Genomic DNA, 17,170 nt, shown 5'->3' with positions numbered 1-17,170 from the left:
GCCGCCGCCAGGCCTTTGGTATATAAAGGGTTTACGCCGCTGCTGCGTCGGAAACCCTAAAGATTTACCTAATTTCTTGACGTCGGATTCAATCTTTTCTGCCAATCTCCGCACTGTCGGGTAGCCGCGTCCTGTTCCCGACACCGGACGAGAGCGGCGCGACGGCGCCGTGAACGACTCCAGAAGGAGTGGACATGGATTTTGGCAACGCACCCAGGCTCGCGGCCGTGACGGCCGCCCCGCCCGTCACCCGCTCAGACGTTACGGCCCAGGCCGGCAGCGTCGCCGTGGACCTTCCCCCTGAAAAGACCGTGCAATCCGCCTCTGCCGGCTCGGCCGTCAATGTCGAGGTTCGCGCCGAGACGCGCGACGCCCAGAGCCGCGCCGATGGCGAGCGCCGCGCCCGCGCCAATGCTCAGAACAGCCGCGAGGCCGCCCGCGCGACCGACGAGACGGTCGAGCGCAAGCTGGTCATCGATCCGCAGACCCGCGCGATCGTGCTCCAGAAGAAGGACCTGCAGACCGGCGAGACCATATCGCAATTGCCGGACGAGACGCTCCTGAAACTGCGCGCCTACTCGCGCGAGCTCAGCGAGCGGGCGCGGGAAACCGAGGAGCTTCCTCACCAGATCGAGCGGACCGCCTGACAGGCGCTCCTGCTCTTCACCGGATCTGCAAACCGCCCGCCCTGCGCGGGCGGTTTGCGTTTCGGCCTGCTTTCAGGTCGCCATCACTGCGCATCCGCCCATGCCGCAAACGTTAGCGCCTGCTTAACCATGCGCGGACAAGCCACCGGTTCACTTCAATTCGCCGGCTGAAATTTACCTGTTGTTACGGGCTGGCGCAGCAGGGTCGCCCCGTCCTGGCCAGAACGGCCTGGGCGCCAGAAGGCTCCATACCAGAAGGTAAACACAAATGGCCGTCTCTCTCTCCTCCGGCGTGCGCAACAACCTGGCGTCGCTGCAGTCGACCCAGTCTCAGGCTCTGGCGATCCAGAACCGTCTCGCGACCGGCAAGCGGGTCAACTCCGCGATCGACAACCCCGTCAACTTCTTCACCGCCGCCTCGCTGAATGATCGTTCGAGCCAGCTCACCGGCCTGCTCGACGGCATCTCGAACGGCATTCAGACCATCCAGGCCGCCTCCAAGGGCATCGACGGCATCACCAAGCTCGTCGGCTCGCTCCAGTCGACCATCAAGCAGGCTCAGGCCGACGCGGCTCAGAACCGCCCGACCAAGGCCGGCGCGGCCCTCGCCACCCAGGCGGAAGTCGTCGCCACCAGCAAGAGCCTGAAGGACATCGCGCTCGACAAGAGCCTGCTCGACACCGATGCGATTGTTGCTCCTGCCACCGCCACGAACGGCACGGCCGACGCTGCGACCGCCACGAACTCCGGCGACCGCGGCATCGTGGCCGGCGCGAACGGCACCCGCTTCGCGATCTCGCTGAAGTCCGGCTCCACGACCTACACCGCCGCGTTCGACAGCACGAACGTGACGATCCGTGACGTCGTCAACGAGATCAACAAGTCCGGCGTCGGCACCGCCTTCGTCGACGAGAAGGGCCAGCTCAACGTCAAGGGCAACGGCTCGGAAGCTCTCGAATTCGGCTTCGGCAAGGCCGACCCGGCCTCGGCCTCCGCCGCGGACGTTGCGCTTGCCGATGCTGCGGCGATCACCGCAGCCGGAACCGGCACCAGCAACGCTGCGCTGGGCTTCGTCCCCGGCGACGCCGTCGCCGCCACCGCGATCAAGGGCCAGTCCGTCACCTCCTCGGTGCGTTCCAACCTGATCGACCAGTTCAACGATCTGCGTACCAAGATCGACGACCTGGCCAAGGACTCCGGCTTCAACGGCATCAACCTGCTCGGCGGTGACCGGCTCTCGATCACCTTCAACGAGAAGACCGGCAAGAACCAGACCAAGCTGGACGTCCAGGGCACGCAGCTGAACTCGGACAACCTTGGTATCGTCAAGGCCGGCAACGCCCAGGTCGCCGGGACCACCAACTTCCAGAACGATGCCGATCTGGATGCCGCTACCAAGTCGCTGACCGGCGCCCTGACCTCGCTCAAGTCGCTGGCTTCGACCTTCGGTGCCAACCTTTCGGTCGCCGAGACTCGCCAGGACTTCACAAAGGACATGGCGAGCGTTCTGACCACCGGCGCCGACAACCTGACCAATGCCGACGTCAACGCCGAGGCCGCCTCCCTGCTCGCGCTGCAGACTCGTCAGCAGCTCGCCCAGACGGCGCTCTCGCTGGCGAACCAGGCCGATCAGGGCGTCCTGCGTCTGTTCTGATCTTCGCTCCGCAGAACGCGGAACAGCCCGCAGAACGCGGGTCGAAGTCAAAGGGCGGCGGAGCTTCGGCTCCGCCGCTTTTCGTTTGGACGGTAACCCCGCCCTTTCCGCGATTAACTTTTTATTATCCTTAACGAGTGATGATCCCCCCTGAAATCAGGTTGCATCGCGCCGCAGTCGCGCGTTCAGGGGACCGAAGATGGCCAGCACGATCCTTTCCAACGGTGTCCGCAACAACCTGCTGACGCTGCAGCAGACGACGGCCCAGCAAGGCGTGATCCAGAACCGCCTCGCCACCGGCCGGAAGGTCAATTCCGCGATCGACAACCCCGTCAACTATTTCACCGCCGCCTCGCTGAGCGATCGCTCCAGTCAGCTCACCGGCCTGCTCGACGGCATCTCGAACGGCATTCAGCGGCGATCCGTCATGTCGTCTCGCAGGCGAACTGGATCGCGAAGGGGTTCAGGCTCGGCGCGACGCTCGAACTGGACGCGGACTGGATCCCGATCGTCTGAGCGACGGCACGACCCGCACAGCAGATGACGGAGGCGTCCTGATCGGACGCCTCTTTCGATTCCGGGAGCGGGGGGAAACGCGACCAGATGGTCGTAACCCCAATGAAAGGTCCCGACATGACCAAGAAACATCAGGATGGTGAGCGCTCACTCGCGCCGCGCACCGGCAGCCCGGTGGATGAGCCGAGCGACACCGCGCTCCACGATCCGATCGCGCTCGTAACGCGTGTGATCGCGAGCGACGATCCCAGCGTCGATGAGCTCGTCGCCTTCCGGCGCCAGCCGATCGACCTGAAGGCGGCGGCGCGCCATGCCAAGGCCCTCCAGAACGAGAAGTTCCGTCTCGGACGTAGCAAGGAGCTGGGCGACGACCAATACGAGTTCGCCTGCGCCGGCCTGCAGATCATGGCCCTCAGTCTCGTCGCGCTGGTTGCGACCTGGCCGGCCGACGACCTCGATCAGGCCGAGGCGAAGCTCGCGCTCGCCGAGCGGACCGGGGCCCTGCATCACCGGCACGAGAAGGACTACGTCTCGTCGATGGAGGCGCCCCATGCGCGTCGGCTGCGCTGGAAGCGCGCCGCCTTCGCAGTACCCGAGCTGATGCTGCCACTGGGCCCCACCGCGCCGCAGGGCGACAGCCGTGGGCTCGCAGCCTGGCCGGTGGCGCGCTGGGACCTCATCGCCGGCCTGCCGTTGCGCGGGNGCCCCACCGCGCCGCAGGGCGACAGCCGTGGGCTCGCAGCCTGGCCGGTGGCGCGCTGGGACCTCATCGCCGGCCTGCCGTTGCGCGGGGGACCGCCAGCCTTCGCCCACACGCAGATCGGCAACTGGGTCGGCTTTGCCAAGGCCGCGCCCGATCTCGAACATCTGCTGCAGCGAGCACGCAAGATGTTCGAGACCAGCGACCGCCTGGTCGCGCTGGCGCAACGCGGCCCCGAGAACGCCAGCGAGCTGATGGTTGCGGCGGAAGGGGCGCGGATCGCCGGCTACCTCGCCGCTGCGCAGGTCATGATCTGGCCGGTGCACAACCGGTCGGCGCTCGCGATCAAGAAGGAGGTCGTCACGCTGGTCAACCTGCGCGGCGAGATCGGTGATCCCATCCACATGCTGGCGGCGATCCGGCACGTCACAGCGGATGCCGCCTGGATCAAGTCGCTGCCGGTCGATGCCCGCGACGACCTGGTCTTCGACTGGAGCGAGCTCGTCTGAGAGACGGTCAACCGGCATGATCACCAGAGGGCAGCGTCTTCATTGGCGCTGCCTTTTGCCTGTTCCGCCGGCTTGCCTGTTGTCGCACCAATTGAAGCCGCCTGACATATCGCCTTCAGCGCACCCGTGCTGACCGGCATCGGGCGCTCGCTGCCGCGAGCGCGGCCCTGTATCCGGGCATGCCCTCGCTCACCAGATCGTCGATGCGCCAGCCTCCTGGCGTCGAGATCAGCACAATGCGCGTGCGCGAGACCACTTTCGGAGCCTCCGCTTGCGCGGCGGTGACCATGATCGCCCGCCGATCGACAGCATTCCGGCCCGCTTCGACGTCGTAGCGCATTCGGGTCGGACCGCCGGCGCCCTGCGCGCCACCGAGGCGCGGATCGCCATCATAAATCGGGCAGCGCCGCGACAGGGACGTCGCTTCACGGACGACCTTCGCGAGACCGGGGGAGAGCATGTTGCTCGCCGCAGCGTTCCCGCCGAAGATCGCCGCATAGTCTTCTCCCGCCCCGTAGAGCCGTTTGACGAGCTGAAGCGCCTCATCCGGTTGCGGCGGTGATTGAACTGATGTGGCAGCGCCAAAGCCCGTCCGCTGGATCTCCACAGGGCCGATCCCGTTCGCTCGCAGCGGGATCTCGTAGCGGCGTCGGCCGGTCGGATTGCTGCGAGAATCAACCGCCCGCAGATAGTTGGTGGCGTAGGTGATTCGCCCGGATTCGAAGACGACATCGCTTACGCTGTCGCCCACCAGATCGATCTGGCCGAACAGGCGAAATCCCGAACCATTCTTCGCGACGAACACCAGCCCCTTGGCCTCGACGGCATTGCCGGTCGGATCGGATTGCCAGCGCACGGAGACGAAGGCCCATCTGCGATCCCTATGCGTCGCGCCATAGTGGATATCGGCATTGAGCGCGTTGTCGGCGAGCGCGCAGCGGGTCGGCTTGAACTCCGTGCTGGTGCAGTCTTGCGTCCTGGCGGTCAGCGCCGCGCGAACCTCCGCTGCCGCAGGTCCCCGTGCAACGCCAAGCGCGCCCTGCGGATCAGCGAAGTGCTCGGTGGCCTCGGCCGCAGCTTGGCCGATGCCGGCCAGCATGCAAACCGACATCGCCAGAATACTGATGAAGAAGAGGGGAGAGCGCATCATGATGCGTTCTCCAGCCAGCGCAGCTTGGCGTCGCGGCAAGCAAAGGTGGTCAGGCTGCTGCCGCTCATCAGGTCGGCGAGCGTCACGACGGCGCCGGTCGCGAAGCCGAGCCCCCGGACGACCGGCGTCGGATCGTTGCGGTCGAGCGTCGTCGCCAGGCAGCCGAGCAGATCCAAGGTGGTGGTCAGCGGGATCCTGCCTTCGAGGTCACCGATCGCCCAGATCTCGACGCCCCCCTCGCGGGTCACCTTGCGCAGCTTCATGGTTGCTGAGGCGCCGCCCCGTGCCGGCCCGATCGTGATCGAGGGCGAGCCGAACCAGGAGGTCTTGGCCGTGACGGTAAAGCCGTCGATCGCGGCGGCGCAGACCACGGCGTTGTAGTCGACGGGGCCGAGACTGCCATTGGCGCGCGGCACTACCATCAGCTTCGGCCCACCGAACGTCTCGATGCCGGCCTTCTCGAGCGCGCTTTTGCAGGCGCGCTGCACAAAAGCGGCTTCCATGCTCTTGCAGGAGGCGTCGATGGCACGCATGCCGTCGTCCTGGCCGGAGAACAGGGTCTTCGACCAGACCTCGTTGCAAGCCTGGCGCGCCGTGCGGACCAGCTTGTCAGCAACGACCTTGCTGCCATAGGCCTCCTCGAGCTTGTCCACGATCTCGTCGGTGACCTGCCGGCGGATCGGCAGGACGGCGGCCTCGTAGCGTTCCTTCATGCTGCGGGCCAAGCCGGGATCGCCGATCCGCAGATCGGGCATCGGCAGCCATTTGGCCGCGACCATCGCCTCCAGCGTCCGGTCGGTGCGCTCGGCTGCGGCAATGGCAGCCAGGACCCGGGTCTCGGCTGCCTTGGCCAGCACCCTCTCGGCGCGGGCCGTGCAGCCGGCGATGACGGCGTTGATCAGGTCATCCGGATAGAAGCTGCGCAGCGGCCACCAGTTGTCCTGCGCGCCGTAGCCGGCGCACCAGCCCCTTGCCGTGCCGATCGGCTCCTTCGCCGTCCAGCCCGCGATCGCCTCGAGCATACCGGCCACGATCGCATCCTTGTTGGCCAGAAGATGCGTGTTGACCGCTTTCCAGCAGTCGATGGTCAGGCCGCGCGCCGCGCGCGCGCGGCCGTCGACCTGCGCTGCGTTGGTGTCCAGCAACGGCGGTCCGGCCGAGTACCAGGGCCCGAGCAACTCGGAACAGACATTCGCGGATTTGGGGATCGCCGGGTGCGACAGGTCGAGAAGCCCGATCACGCGCGCAACCTCACCAGATAGACGGGTGGCTTGGGCAGGTGTGTCGGCACCGCGCTCGCCGCCGAGCTCCTTGAGACGCTGCTGCAACGCCTTGGCCTGGGACGCGGAGCCGTCGTCTCGAAAGCGCAGGCCGGCGTCCGGGAAGGCTTGCGACGCTGTTGCGACCAGGCAAAGGCTCGCGGCGATCAGGAAGCGGGACAGGAGTTGCCGGGTCATGTGGATCTATCCTCAGGCGCCATCGTTCGGCCGATATAAATATAGGCTTATAGACATCAGATTTAACCGCCGCTGAATCCGGCGTCGCGCGATGCTCGTGCACCGACCGAAAGACGAGTCAGGTTTAATAATGGGTCTAATTACCGTGGATAAATCAACCTTGCTGCGGTCGACATCGGCGGGTGGACGCGCGCGAACTCCTTGCCTGGAACATGAGACGGCTGCGGGTCGAGCGCGGTCTGTCGCAGGAGAAGCTGGCGTTCGATAGCGGTATCGACCGGACCTATGTCGGCCGGCTGGAGCGGCGTATCGAGAACCCCTCGATCGGCATCGTCGAGAAGCTCGCACTGACGCTAGGCGTCCCGATCGCGCAGATGTTTGCAGAGCCAGGGCTGGACGACACCGCACCGCAGCCCTTGAAAGCAGGACGCAAGCCGAAGAGTTGAGCGACCGGCTTCGAGCCGGCGATAATGGAAAAAGGGCTCTCCCGATCCATCTGGAAAGGGAACCCCACATGAACCCATCTGAACCCTTGCCGGCGGCGCTGCTCCTCGCGCACAACTTGCGGCGCCTGCGCGACGAGCGCGGCCTGTCGATCGACGATCTCGCGGGCCGAACCGGCGTCGCAGCAAAGCGGCTTGCCACGATCGAGGCGGCAACCTCTCAGGCTCTTATCGACGAGGTGGGCATCATCGCGCTCGGGCTCGGGGTGCGTATCGCGGCCCTGTTTGCGACGGAATAGACAAGACTGTCCGGAGCGTCTGATGGTTGCCCTGTCATGCGACGAAACCTAGGGCAGCGTCTTCGTGGGCGCTGCTGTCACGTCTGGACCACAAGCTGGCAATCCTCAGCATCTTCTGCTCGAAACACGCAGCTACTCTGGCATCGGACCTGATAGCGGAGGTAGCACCGCCGCCGAGGCGAATGTGTCCTTGAACCACGGCCATGTCCGGCTGTCGAAAAGGGCTTTCAGCCACAAGATTGTCGCGGAGACAGCGGGGCTTTCACGTGCCTCGCGCCGATACGTCAGCCAGATATCGCGGTGGGCCGTGACGGGCAGCCCCAGGGGGACGACCTGATTGCCGAACGCGACGCTGTAGTTCGGCAGCGCTCCGATCCCAAGGCCCCGCTCGATCGCTGCGATGGCGCCGGCGGACCCCTGGACCTTGATCACGACCTGGATCGCGCGAACCGGGCCGAGCAGATTGACGAGGTGTCCATTGCTGACGTGACCATCCCACTGTTCGATGAAACGGTGGTTGCGCAGCGCCTCGACCGTGGTCGGTCGGCCGTGAGCCTCAAGATAATCGCGGCTTGCGAATAGCTCGAAATGCATGCGCCCGAGTTTGATCGCAACGACGTCGGCGGCCGTGGGCGGCGTCATCTGGATTGCCAGGTCGCTGTCGAACCGCAAAATGTCCGCGACGGTGTTCGAGATCCGAAAGTCGACACCGATCATCGGATGTTCGGCTTGGAAAGAGGCGGCGTTGGGGATCAGCCAATTGACGCCCAGGCCTTGCGTGACCGTGATCGAGACCCAGCGTCGTTCGCCGCGATGACCTGCGATCAGGCGCTCCAGATCGGCAACCGGACCTTGCATGGTCCGCGCGATGTCGAGGACCTGCTGTCCCAGCAGTGTCGGTCTGGCGCCTTCCGGATTGCGGTCGAGAAGCCGCCCTTTGCACATGGCCTCGAGCGCCGCGACCCGGCGCAGAACGGTGGTGCTGCTGACACCGGCCCGTGCCGCTGCGCGTCTTAAACTGCCTTCGTCGGCCAAGGCGACGAACAAGCGCAGATCGTCCCAAACCAAGCTGTCGAAAGGCGTGTTTGCGTCATCGACCGCGGTCACTGGCGTCTCCGGCTGTTTCATCGGCGTATCGCCGTCGCTCATTTTTGGATCGGAAACCTTAACGCGGCATCTGCACGGGCGATCTCAAGGTGGCGTTGTCCGACCGGTGTGACAGAGCATCTCCAAGGGTTGGAGCGCTTGCGCGACGACGTTCGGACATCTCATTGCGGGCTTGGCATTGCGAGCTCGCCGTTCAACGGAGCCAGAGCATGCGCGAGCAGCAACAGCATTTAGGAAGCGGCTATGCCGTAAGACCAATCGAGCCGGCACTTCGAAGGCGCGGTAAGGTTTCCAGCGCGGCGGCGATTGCCGCGACGGACATTGCCAGCGAACGTCGTGCTGCCCGTCGGTCCGCCGAGGCGCTGAAACCGTATGCTTACGCGATCGCGCATCGGCCCGGCGGCCGCCCGGTGGCGTCGGGGACGCTTTTCGCCCCATCCCGACGCCAAGGCCAGGCTTATGCGCGGGAACTGGCGCTCCATGCCGCCAAAGTCATCAGTTTCACCTTCGGGCATCGGGACCAGCCGTCATTCGGCTGTTCGGTTAGGATTGAGGACAGGCCGTTGCCATTGCCCGATCCTCCGGTTTTCGCCTTTCGCCGGGAGGATTGGATGACCTATGCGGCCGAGTTCATCGTGTCAGGTTTGCCGATCTTGCGAGAGGCGCCCTCGGTGACAGGGGAGAGGGCTATTGCGCGGCGTGCGCTCCGTGGCGATGTGGCCGACGCCTACGTTGCCGACATCCTCAAGACGGACCCGAACGTGCGCCTGAGCCGCGCGGCGAGGAAGGCGATCGGGTGGACGTTTTTGTCGGCGCATTTTCCCGGCCATAAGGCCGGCGCTCGGGTGGCGCTCCATGTCACGGCGGATGACGATGCGGTTGCGCTGTCGCCCACCACGATCATGGCGGTGCTCTGCGTGCTCCTGCGATGCAACAACTACAATCGCGAGACAGGAATGTCGGCGCACCGGGATGGCACATTCGCCGCATCGTCATCGGCAACTGGACGGGCTGCCGAGGCCCAAAGCCAGCTTTTGGCCGATCCGCGCCGTTCGGGCGAGGTCGCCCGTGTCATGCGATATCTTGATCGCCTGGGACTTAAGGATCTGTCGCGTGCCATCGAAGAGCAGGCCGCTATCGGCCTGCTCGTTCCGGGTCGCTAGAAGAACTCCGACCCAGTATCTCGGCAACAGGATGGCTGGAACGCGCGCAGGGTATGCGCCGGGCACCATGGGCCCGGCGTCCGTCAGGCCTCGCGCCCGTTACTCGCCCAAGCGTTCGCTTCATTCTGGTGATAGGTGCGATCCGCCGCCTCCATCTTTTGCTTCATGGCTTCTGCGGTCTTGTCGATCGTATCGACGAGCGTAGCGATCGTGTCAGCATTGCCCTCGAGTACATCATCGTAGATCCGCAAGGCTGGCTCCGAGGTCGCAAGCCCCATGATGACCGCCGCGATGACGGTCGATTCCGCGGGTGTCAGCATGGCGACATTGCGATGCCAGCCTCGCAGGTAGATCTGACCCGCCATATCGGAAAGCTTGAGGCGCAACTCGTGATCGGTGAGGTCGTCAGGCTCGTCCTCGCTGGCCTGCAGGCGCTCTCGGCGCGTTTTGCGGCCCGCTTCCCGTGTTTCGTCGGAGCCAACCAGGCCGTCGAGCGACGTCAAGCGTGGATCAGGTTGGCTGTCGCCGTTGTGCATACCGCTAGCCATGGTAGGTCTCCTCGAGATGATCAGGCCTGTCGACAAACGCGAGCCATTGAAGCCGCCGGGAAGCCGGATCGTGGCGACGGCCGAGACCTGGTTCGACTATGCCCAGGCGGCGATGCGCCATCTCGAAGCGTCCGGCGGGGCGAGCGAGGCGGCGTATCGGTCTTTCGCGGTCAAGGTCGGAGGCAAGATGCAGGTCGTGCAGCGCCTCGTGCGAGCCGCTCGGTTTGTCTGCGATGTCGAGATAGGCGATCGGGATCTTGGCCGCGACTTGCAGCGCGCCCCGATCGATTCGGTGCTGGTTCTCGCAAGCTGGGCCAGGCGCGACCGCGTCGGAGCCCTTGCGGCGGCACGTCGTGTCGCCGATGGCGACATTGGACTGTCTGGCTTGCGCGAGCTCGAACGACAAGGCCGGGCCAGCGGCCAACCTGTGCTCGGTGCTCCTATGAGCGACAGCGAATGGCAGATCGCCGTCGCTGGAGCCGTCGAAATCATGATCGTCGAGCGGCATCCCGGCGCTGTAGCGATCTGGTCGGCCAAGGGATGGCGCGCAGGCCCGCGCACGCGGCTGCGGATTCCAGGCCCATTGGCGGCCTTGCAGCGGACGCCGCTTCTGCATCTCGCCTTCGACGACAAAGGCGAGATCGTGCTGGTTTCGATCTCGGCTGCGCGGGGCGATGTCGCGCGGCGGACGACACTGACGACCCAGACCATGATCGCTCTGATGGGCTATTGCGCGCTCGGTTATCGCGCCGTCTATTGCACGACCAACACGGACGAGCGCGCGACGGCGCTGGAGATGCTCGACGAATTGCGCGCGGCCGGCCATGCGCAAGCGATCGGCGTCGAGCTGGTGCAGGTACCTCGTCACCTTGCGCCGTCCTGACCGGCGGATGGCAAAGCATCTGCACTGTCGTCGCGCTGCTGCGATCGGTGTCTCAACTGTGCCTCGATCGTTTCGAGATCGAGAGAGCCATCATCCGGCTCCTTGGTGTCACCAGACTTGGTGTCGCCTTCCGTGACGCGGGTTTGAGCCTCCGCTTCGGCTTCGCGGCGTGCTGCGTCGGCCTCGCCAGCCGGTCCCGGCTGTTTCTTGGTGTCTTTGGGTGCGGTCGAAACCGGCCGCCACACACCGTTGTCGAAGTCGTTGAACAAGCGCTCGAAGATCTGCACGATCTTCTTCTTCAGCCTGACCGATGCACCGTCGAGCCTCTCGATGTAACGTTGCGCGACATCGTGCGCGGAGTAGCCCTGCTCCCTCAGTTGATGCAGCTGCGCGCCGTACTCCTTCAGGATCTTGCCTTCCAGAAGCGCAGGCGAAGGCTCGGTCAGCAGCTCTGCGATCGCCTGCTCCAGCACCTTGCGGCGGATGATCGGAATCGCCGCCTCGTCGGTCTTCGTCGTCATCTTTGTCTCCTCGTTAATCTATGCCTGATATAGAATGACGTCAGACGATTAAGAAGTCATGACCGCGTGGCCGGCATTCGCCGCACTGCGCTTTGAGCCTCACACCCTACGCACCGAGGGTGCAGGCTGGCCGGCAAGACGAGGGGTAAGTCTTTGGGAAACCTCAAACCCGACTCGGCAGGCTCCCGATCGAGGCGGGAACTGCGGATCGCCGTGAGCTGCGAGGCCTATGATTTCGTCCAGCGACTGGCGAAGTTGCGGAGGTGCTCACCTGCCGAAGTCGTCGAGACGGCCTTGCGCGAGCAGCATCTGGTGCAAGCGGTCGAGACGCTGCTGGAACGCGCCGCGACAGTCGACGATCAAATCCAGTCGATCGCGAGCCATCTTCTCGATCACCGACGGAGCCGGCGATGATCACCATCAAGACGGTGACCTCGATCGACTACTATCGCGTGAAGGAGGCTAAGGTCGGTGAGGATCGCCAGGATCTTGGTCTCGGCTATTACGAACAGCGCGGGGGCTCGCTGGGAACCCTGCTGCGCCTCGTCGGGCCGACAGGGGTCGAACAAGATCGTGACGCTGGACCGTTCGGAACCTTCCGCGACGGCGCGCCGGCGAGCTTCGCCATCGTCGAGTGCCTGGGACAAGGACGCGATCTGCGGACAGGAGTAGTCTTCATCGAGCCGGTCGCAACCGGGCGCGTTCGCCGCGGCAAACGTCAAGCGGACCCAGACGCGCCGACGCATGTCGTGGCCTACGACCTGACCTTTTCTCCCGAAAAGGCGTATTCTGTGCTGGCGTTGCTTTCGAGCTCGCACCGCCGCGACCAGATGCTGGCCATCCATGACGAGGCGGTCGAGGCGACATTGCGGCTGATGGCCCGCGAGGGCTTCATCCTCAATCGACGTGGCGCTCAAGGACGCATTCGGAAGCCGGCCGCGGAGAGCTGTGTCGCCGTCTACCGCCATCTGACTAATCGCGACACGCATCCGCAGCTGCATAGTCACGCCGTCCTGTTCAATCTCTGCCTGCGGGACGACGGCGGGGTCGGCGCCATCGAGAACAGAGACCTGCTGATTTTCAAGAATGCCTGCTCGGCCCTCTATCGCGCCGAGCTCACGGGCAGGCTGCGGGAGCGGCTCGGCATCGAGACGGAGCTGTCCTCGTCCGGTCCCGGTATCGACATTCCGGGTGTACCTGAAACCGCCACGAAGTTGTTCAGCCAGCGGCGCGCCGCGGTCGTGGAGGACCTTGCCGCCAAGGGCCTGACAAGTACCGATCACCGGGAGGCGTCCGATTACGCAGCCCGTAACACCCGAAAGAACAAGGACGATACGACACCGCTCACTCAACTGCAGCAAGCTTGGCTCGCCGAACTCGCGGGCATTGGTTTCGACATCGACATGATCTGGTCGCAGGTCGAACGGGAATCGGCAGGTCGGCGCACGCGCCGGGTCGAACCCGGTCGCGGCAATCCGGTCGTGGACCATGTGCGGCTCAGCCACGAAGCATTTCGCGAGAAGCAACTGATCGCGACCCGCGCCGACATCCTTCGCATCGAAGCGCAGACGCGCCAGACACGGTTCAGCGCCGCCGAAATCGTCGAGCAGGCGCGAACCAAGGAAGCCGAGCTCATCGCGCTGCCGCGCGTCTCCTACGAGACCCAACGCTTCCTGGCGCCGGAATCCATTCGAGAGGAGTACGCGCTGCTCAAAGCCGCCATGTCGGCACGGGGACAGTGGACCCCTCCGCCCCAATCCGCCATCGCGTCGGTTCTGACGAGCAGTTCGGCCAGCGTCGAGCAACGTTCCGCCGTGCGCCATATGCTCAACCGGGATGGCGTCTGCATTGCCGAAGGCGCCGCGGGAACCGGCAAGACTTTTGTCCTGAAGCTGCTTCGACGGATCCTCGAAGCGGATCAACGCCGCGTCCTGATCGCGGCACCGGCCTGGAAAGCCGCGCGGTTGGCGGGCCAGGAGTCTCATGTTCCGGTCGCGGACGCTCAGGCGCTCGACCCCCTCATCCATGCGATCCAGGCTGGAACAGAGGTGATCGATCACCGAACGGTCATCGTGGTCGACGAGGCCGGCATGGCCGGATCTCAGGACCTTCAAATCCTGGTCGCCGCCGCGACGGTCGCCGGCGCCAAGCTGATTCTCACCGGCGACACACGCCAGCTCCAGCCGGTTCAGCGAGGCGCACCGATGCGGGCCCTGATCAAGCTGCTCGGGTCGCATCGTCTCGACGAGATCCGGCGACAAACAACATCATGGATGCGGGACGCCTCATTAGCATTTGCCTCAGGCAAAGGCGCCGCTGGATTGCAGTTCTATCACGATGCTGGTGAAATCGCTGTTCATCGGGATCGGAGCGCGACGTTGGAGGCATCCATCGCCGCCTATCTCGATGCAGCGATCCCCGTCGGCCCTTCGTGGACGACGAAGGAATTGGCCCAGCAACTGCTCATCACAATTCGCAACGAGGACGTGCATGAGCTCAACCGGCTTGTGCGCCTCGCCCTGATCGGAAGAGGGCATCTCGGCCCGGAGGCGATCACCATCGAGGCGAGAGGCCGTGGGTCGGAGAAGCATCCACGGGAGCTCGAGCTTCGTGTCGGAGATCGCGTCACGTTTGGGCGACGCATACGTCTGGCGCCGGCCGACATCTTCAATTCCGACGTGGCAACGATCCTTTCGGTGGATGACGGTAGCGATCCGCATCTGACCTTCGAACTCGACCGGCTCGATGACAACGGCAGGCCCATCGTGATGGCGACCCGAGCGAGCGCTCTCGCCGTCAAGGACGCCGAAGGCGGCAGCAGCACTATTCATATGCAGCATGCCTATGCCTGCACGAACTACGCCGCGCAGGGTCAGACGGTGGATCGCGCGGTTGTCGTCAATCTTTCGCCGATGCGGTCGTCAGACATTTACGTCGCCTGCACGCGGCATCGCACGAGCCTGTCGCTTCATGTCGACGGAAGCCGCATTCTCCCGCGCGGAGGATCGAACGCGGCAGGGATCTCGCGCCGCGGCGGCTTTCGCGGCGCGGATGAGCATGGCGAACAGACAGCGCGACCGCTTTCACATCAGGACATGGCTCGCGTGATCGCCAGGATCCGGCAGGAAGCCGACAGCCAGATTCTGAAGGTCAACCCCAGCGACTTCATCGTAGATGCGATGGCCTGGCTGCGGGCCGATGACCCGGTGGCCGCATTTAAGGAAAGCATGCAACAAGCGCGGGCCGACTCCCGGATTCTGCTTCGGAAGGCGTCGGATGACGATATCACCGGTCGGTTTGGCAAGACCGGGCCGAGTTTGGCCACCCCGATCGAACCGGCTCGACGCGGACTGCCAACACCGTTGTCCCTGTCGAATGCTGAACAGACGCGCCTCGATCAGCTGCCGCTGTTGGAGACCTGCCGCCAGTGGTTCGGCGGGCGCGTGGTGCGAGGCCATATCTTCGGACATCGCCGCAGCGGATTTGCACTCGAGCTGCTGCCGACCCGTTTGCCATGGTCGCGCTGGGCTGACTTAGCCCTCAGGCGCCGGGGCGCGGTATCCGAACACCGCCTCGTTCAGGCAGCGGTGCTATTCCTGACGAAATCGGTACGCCAGGCCCGCGCCTTCGTTCGCAATCAGGCGGGCCTTTGGGCCTATAATCCCATGGCGCGCGCGGCGTGGAGCCGGGCGCGTGACATGCGCCAACGCAAGGCTGCCGACCTGCTGAATTCGGCGCGGCTCGGTGTCGGCGCCTCCGAGGCGGCCGAGACGGATGTCTCCATGGGCGTGAAGCGCCGGAAGGCCTTCCTGATCGAACTGGCCCGGCGGAATGCCGCCGGGCTTGAGAAGGCAAACGACGCATTTCTCACCCGCGAAAGGGCCGCTAGCCACGACGTCGTTCGCGATCAACGGACCGCGGGAAGCGACACGCTGAACCGCAGCAGTCATGCACTCGCCATCACGGACAACTCCGCCAGGAGCGACCTGTGTGAACCGACAAAGGCGGCTGTCGCGCGACAGGTCTCCATGGCGCCGTTCGAAACGCGCCCCTTCATGCTCGACGACGACGAACCGGAATCGACCGGCGTCCGTCGCCGCAAGATCGCGATCCAGCGCGCGACGATCGAGGCCATTTCGCGCGCGGCGTGGAGCCAGGCGCGTGACATTCGCCAACGCAAGGCAGCCGACCTGCTGAATTCAGCGCGGCTCGGCGTCGGCGCCTTCGAGGCGGCCGAGACGGATGTCTCCATCGGCGTGAAGCGCCGGAAAGCCTTTCTGATAGAACTGGCCCGGCGGAATGCCGCCGGGTTTGGGAAGGCAAACGACGCATTTCTCACCCGCGAAAGCGCCGCTGGCCCCGACGTCGTCCGCGATCAACGAATCGCGGGGAGCGACACGCTGAATCGCGGCGGCCCCACACCGATCCTCCCGGAAAACTCCGAAACAATCGACCCGCGTGAATTGAAAAGGGCGGTTGTCTCGCGGCCGGCATCCGTCCCGTCGTTCGAAACGCTCCCCTTTGCGCTCGACGACGACGAGCCGGAATCGACCGGCGTCCGTCGCCACAAGATCGAGATCCGGCGCACGGCGGCAATCGAGGCCATTTCGCGCGCAACGGCGCAGGTGGCAAACCCATCCTTGCTGTCAGAACCACAAACGCATGATCGCCATGAGCCCGTGCAGGAACTGACGAATGGGGTAAGGCCCCCCGGCTTGAATGATATCCCGTTGATGCGAGAGCCGGCTCGGGCAGTGGATACGGATACGGACGGAGAAAACCCCTCGGTGGTAGACGCCCTGCGCGCACGCATCGCCGACCGCCTGGATCCATCGCTGATCACTCCAAGACACGTTTCCGACGTCGAGATTCTCGGGACAGCGTCTCGCAACACCGAGCGTCAGATCGCTGCGGGCGTAGCCGGTCAGCAACCGCGAACGGATGCTGGCAAACAAATTGCGAACAAAGGCAAGCCAGCCGCAGGGCGGATTGCTGCTCTTTTGTCGCTCTTCAAGCCCAAACCGATACCGTCCCGAGCCGGTGAGATAGGCGACGCCGTCGAACACAAGAAGCCTTCGCTCGATCGCGCGCCGATCGCGACCAAGCCGGGTCTCTCGTCGCCCCCACCCGATCCGCGCCGGAGCAGGTCGATCAGCATTCCGGGCATCGATGCTGATCGCTTGACCGTCAGAGAGCGGACAAGCACCGACATCCTGCGGGCGGATGCGGAGAAGGTGTTCGGTGGGCCGCCCAAAGCCGACGCCGGGCCTCCGCAAGCCACATCCTCGCCGCGCGACATCCAGCGACAGTCGAACGCTCGGTCCCGCCCTCCGGGCGGTCGACCACCAGATCAGGAAAACGAGCCCGATCGGTGACCGGCGAACCGCGCCGGCATTGCCCCCGGCTCCATTCGGCCGGATCGCCCCTGCCTATCCAAAGCCGAATGGTCTCGGCGCGGGAGTCCAACGAACAAATCAGCGCTGCTGTTTCATAAACGTATCGCAGTCGCTCATTTTTGGAGCGAAAAGCTTAAGGAGGAATCCGCCGTCAGGACAGCATGTGGAGATCGTGCG

14 protein-coding genes are annotated in these 17,170 nt (G+C 64.8%); 8 read left to right on the top strand and 6 right to left on the bottom strand.

Annotated elements, in window-relative coordinates; genetic code table 11:
- Positions 1-194: 194 nt before the first annotated feature.
- The 3 genes from Q9235_RS15460 (at position 195) to Q9235_RS26855 (ending at position 2,845) form a co-directional block, all read left to right on the top strand.
- Positions 195-647, top strand: a complete 453-nt coding sequence (locus Q9235_RS15460) for a hypothetical protein (RefSeq protein WP_306222650.1) — start codon at positions 195-197, stop codon at positions 645-647.
- Positions 648-915: 268 nt separating this feature from the next.
- Positions 916-2,301: a flagellin N-terminal helical domain-containing protein gene (locus Q9235_RS15455; RefSeq protein ID WP_306222649.1), complete on the top strand. Its 1,386-nt coding sequence runs from the start codon at positions 916-918 to the stop codon at positions 2,299-2,301.
- Positions 2,302-2,500: 199 nt separating this feature from the next.
- The gene (locus Q9235_RS26855) at positions 2,501-2,845 is read left to right on the top strand and encodes a hypothetical protein (protein ID WP_422678198.1); all 345 of its coding nucleotides are present in this window, start codon (positions 2,501-2,503) and stop codon (positions 2,843-2,845) included.
- Between the two features lie 1,296 nt (positions 2,846-4,141).
- Here Q9235_RS26855 and Q9235_RS15445 read toward each other — a convergent pair.
- Positions 4,142-5,176, bottom strand: coding sequence for a hypothetical protein (locus Q9235_RS15445; RefSeq protein ID WP_306222648.1), 1,035 nt, complete (start codon positions 5,174-5,176; stop codon positions 4,142-4,144).
- Positions 5,173-6,633 carry a hypothetical protein gene (locus tag Q9235_RS15440; RefSeq protein ID WP_306222647.1) on the bottom strand — a complete coding sequence of 487 codons (1,461 nt, stop codon included), beginning with the start codon at positions 6,631-6,633 and terminating at the stop codon, positions 5,173-5,175. The genes Q9235_RS15445 and Q9235_RS15440 overlap by 4 nt, the downstream gene beginning before the upstream one ends.
- Positions 6,634-6,815: 182 nt before the next feature.
- Between Q9235_RS15440 and Q9235_RS15435 the strand changes: the two genes are divergently transcribed.
- Together Q9235_RS15435 and Q9235_RS15430 are read left to right on the top strand one after the other, a co-directional pair.
- Positions 6,816-7,079: a helix-turn-helix domain-containing protein gene (locus Q9235_RS15435; protein WP_306222646.1), complete on the top strand. Its 264-nt coding sequence runs from the start codon at positions 6,816-6,818 to the stop codon at positions 7,077-7,079.
- Entirely contained in the window at positions 7,076-7,375 is a 300-nt protein-coding gene (locus tag Q9235_RS15430; protein ID WP_306222645.1) for a helix-turn-helix domain-containing protein, read from the top strand. The genes Q9235_RS15435 and Q9235_RS15430 overlap by 4 nt, the downstream gene beginning before the upstream one ends.
- 132 nt (positions 7,376-7,507) lie before the next feature.
- On the opposite strand, the gene Q9235_RS15425 is transcribed toward Q9235_RS15430, so the two are convergent.
- The gene (locus Q9235_RS15425) at positions 7,508-8,524 is read right to left on the bottom strand and encodes a LysR family transcriptional regulator (RefSeq protein WP_306222644.1); all 1,017 of its coding nucleotides are present in this window, start codon (positions 8,522-8,524) and stop codon (positions 7,508-7,510) included.
- A 167-nt stretch (positions 8,525-8,691) separates the two neighbouring features.
- Between Q9235_RS15425 and Q9235_RS15420 the strand changes: the two genes are divergently transcribed.
- Entirely contained in the window at positions 8,692-9,645 is a 954-nt protein-coding gene (locus Q9235_RS15420; protein WP_306222643.1) for a hypothetical protein, read from the top strand.
- Between the two features lie 83 nt (positions 9,646-9,728).
- On the opposite strand, the gene Q9235_RS15415 is transcribed toward Q9235_RS15420, so the two are convergent.
- Complete coding sequence (locus tag Q9235_RS15415; protein ID WP_306222642.1) at positions 9,729-10,193, bottom strand: hypothetical protein; 465 nt, start codon at positions 10,191-10,193, stop codon at positions 9,729-9,731.
- A gap of 70 nt (positions 10,194-10,263) precedes the next feature.
- Between Q9235_RS15415 and Q9235_RS15410 the strand changes: the two genes are divergently transcribed.
- Positions 10,264-11,076: a hypothetical protein gene (locus Q9235_RS15410; protein ID WP_306222641.1), complete on the top strand. Its 813-nt coding sequence runs from the start codon at positions 10,264-10,266 to the stop codon at positions 11,074-11,076.
- Here the strand turns inward: Q9235_RS15410 and Q9235_RS15405 are convergent.
- Positions 11,058-11,597: a hypothetical protein gene (locus Q9235_RS15405; protein WP_306222640.1), complete on the bottom strand. Its 540-nt coding sequence runs from the start codon at positions 11,595-11,597 to the stop codon at positions 11,058-11,060. The two genes, Q9235_RS15410 and Q9235_RS15405, sit on opposite strands and share 19 nt — an antisense overlap.
- 267 nt (positions 11,598-11,864) lie before the next feature.
- Entirely contained in the window at positions 11,865-11,993 is a 129-nt protein-coding gene (locus Q9235_RS15400; protein ID WP_306222639.1) for a hypothetical protein, read from the bottom strand.
- Between the two features lie 14 nt (positions 11,994-12,007).
- Between Q9235_RS15400 and mobF the strand changes: the two genes are divergently transcribed.
- The gene (mobF, locus tag Q9235_RS15395; protein WP_306222638.1) at positions 12,008-16,972 is read left to right on the top strand and encodes a MobF family relaxase; all 4,965 of its coding nucleotides are present in this window, start codon (positions 12,008-12,010) and stop codon (positions 16,970-16,972) included.
- Positions 16,973-17,170 lie beyond the last annotated feature (198 nt).

The organism is Bosea beijingensis (assembly GCF_030758975.1).
Classification (GTDB): domain Bacteria; phylum Pseudomonadota; class Alphaproteobacteria; order Rhizobiales; family Beijerinckiaceae; genus Allobosea; species Allobosea beijingensis.
The sequence above is the reverse complement of the archived record's forward strand: the minus strand, read 5'-3'. Positions and strand labels throughout refer to the sequence as shown.

Bases quoted from the DNA above. Each gene is read 5' to 3' on its own strand.
- Q9235_RS15460 (WP_306222650.1), top strand. From the start codon at position 195: ATGGATTTTGGCAACGCACCCAGGCTCGCGGCCGTGACGGCCGCCCCG.
- Q9235_RS15455 (WP_306222649.1), top strand. From the start codon at position 916: ATGGCCGTCTCTCTCTCCTCCGGCGTGCGCAACAACCTGGCGTCGCTG.
- Q9235_RS26855 (WP_422678198.1), top strand. From the start codon at position 2,501: ATGGCCAGCACGATCCTTTCCAACGGTGTCCGCAACAACCTGCTGACG.
- Q9235_RS15445 (WP_306222648.1), bottom strand. From the start codon at position 5,176: ATGATGCGCTCTCCCCTCTTCTTCATCAGTATTCTGGCGATGTCGGTT.
- Q9235_RS15440 (WP_306222647.1), bottom strand. From the start codon at position 6,633: ATGACCCGGCAACTCCTGTCCCGCTTCCTGATCGCCGCGAGCCTTTGC.
- Q9235_RS15425 (WP_306222644.1), bottom strand. From the start codon at position 8,524: ATGAGCGACGGCGATACGCCGATGAAACAGCCGGAGACGCCAGTGACC.
- Q9235_RS15420 (WP_306222643.1), top strand. From the start codon at position 8,692: ATGCGCGAGCAGCAACAGCATTTAGGAAGCGGCTATGCCGTAAGACCA.
- Q9235_RS15415 (WP_306222642.1), bottom strand. From the start codon at position 10,193: ATGGCTAGCGGTATGCACAACGGCGACAGCCAACCTGATCCACGCTTG.
- Q9235_RS15405 (WP_306222640.1), bottom strand. From the start codon at position 11,597: ATGACGACGAAGACCGACGAGGCGGCGATTCCGATCATCCGCCGCAAG.
- mobF (WP_306222638.1), top strand. From the start codon at position 12,008: ATGATCACCATCAAGACGGTGACCTCGATCGACTACTATCGCGTGAAG.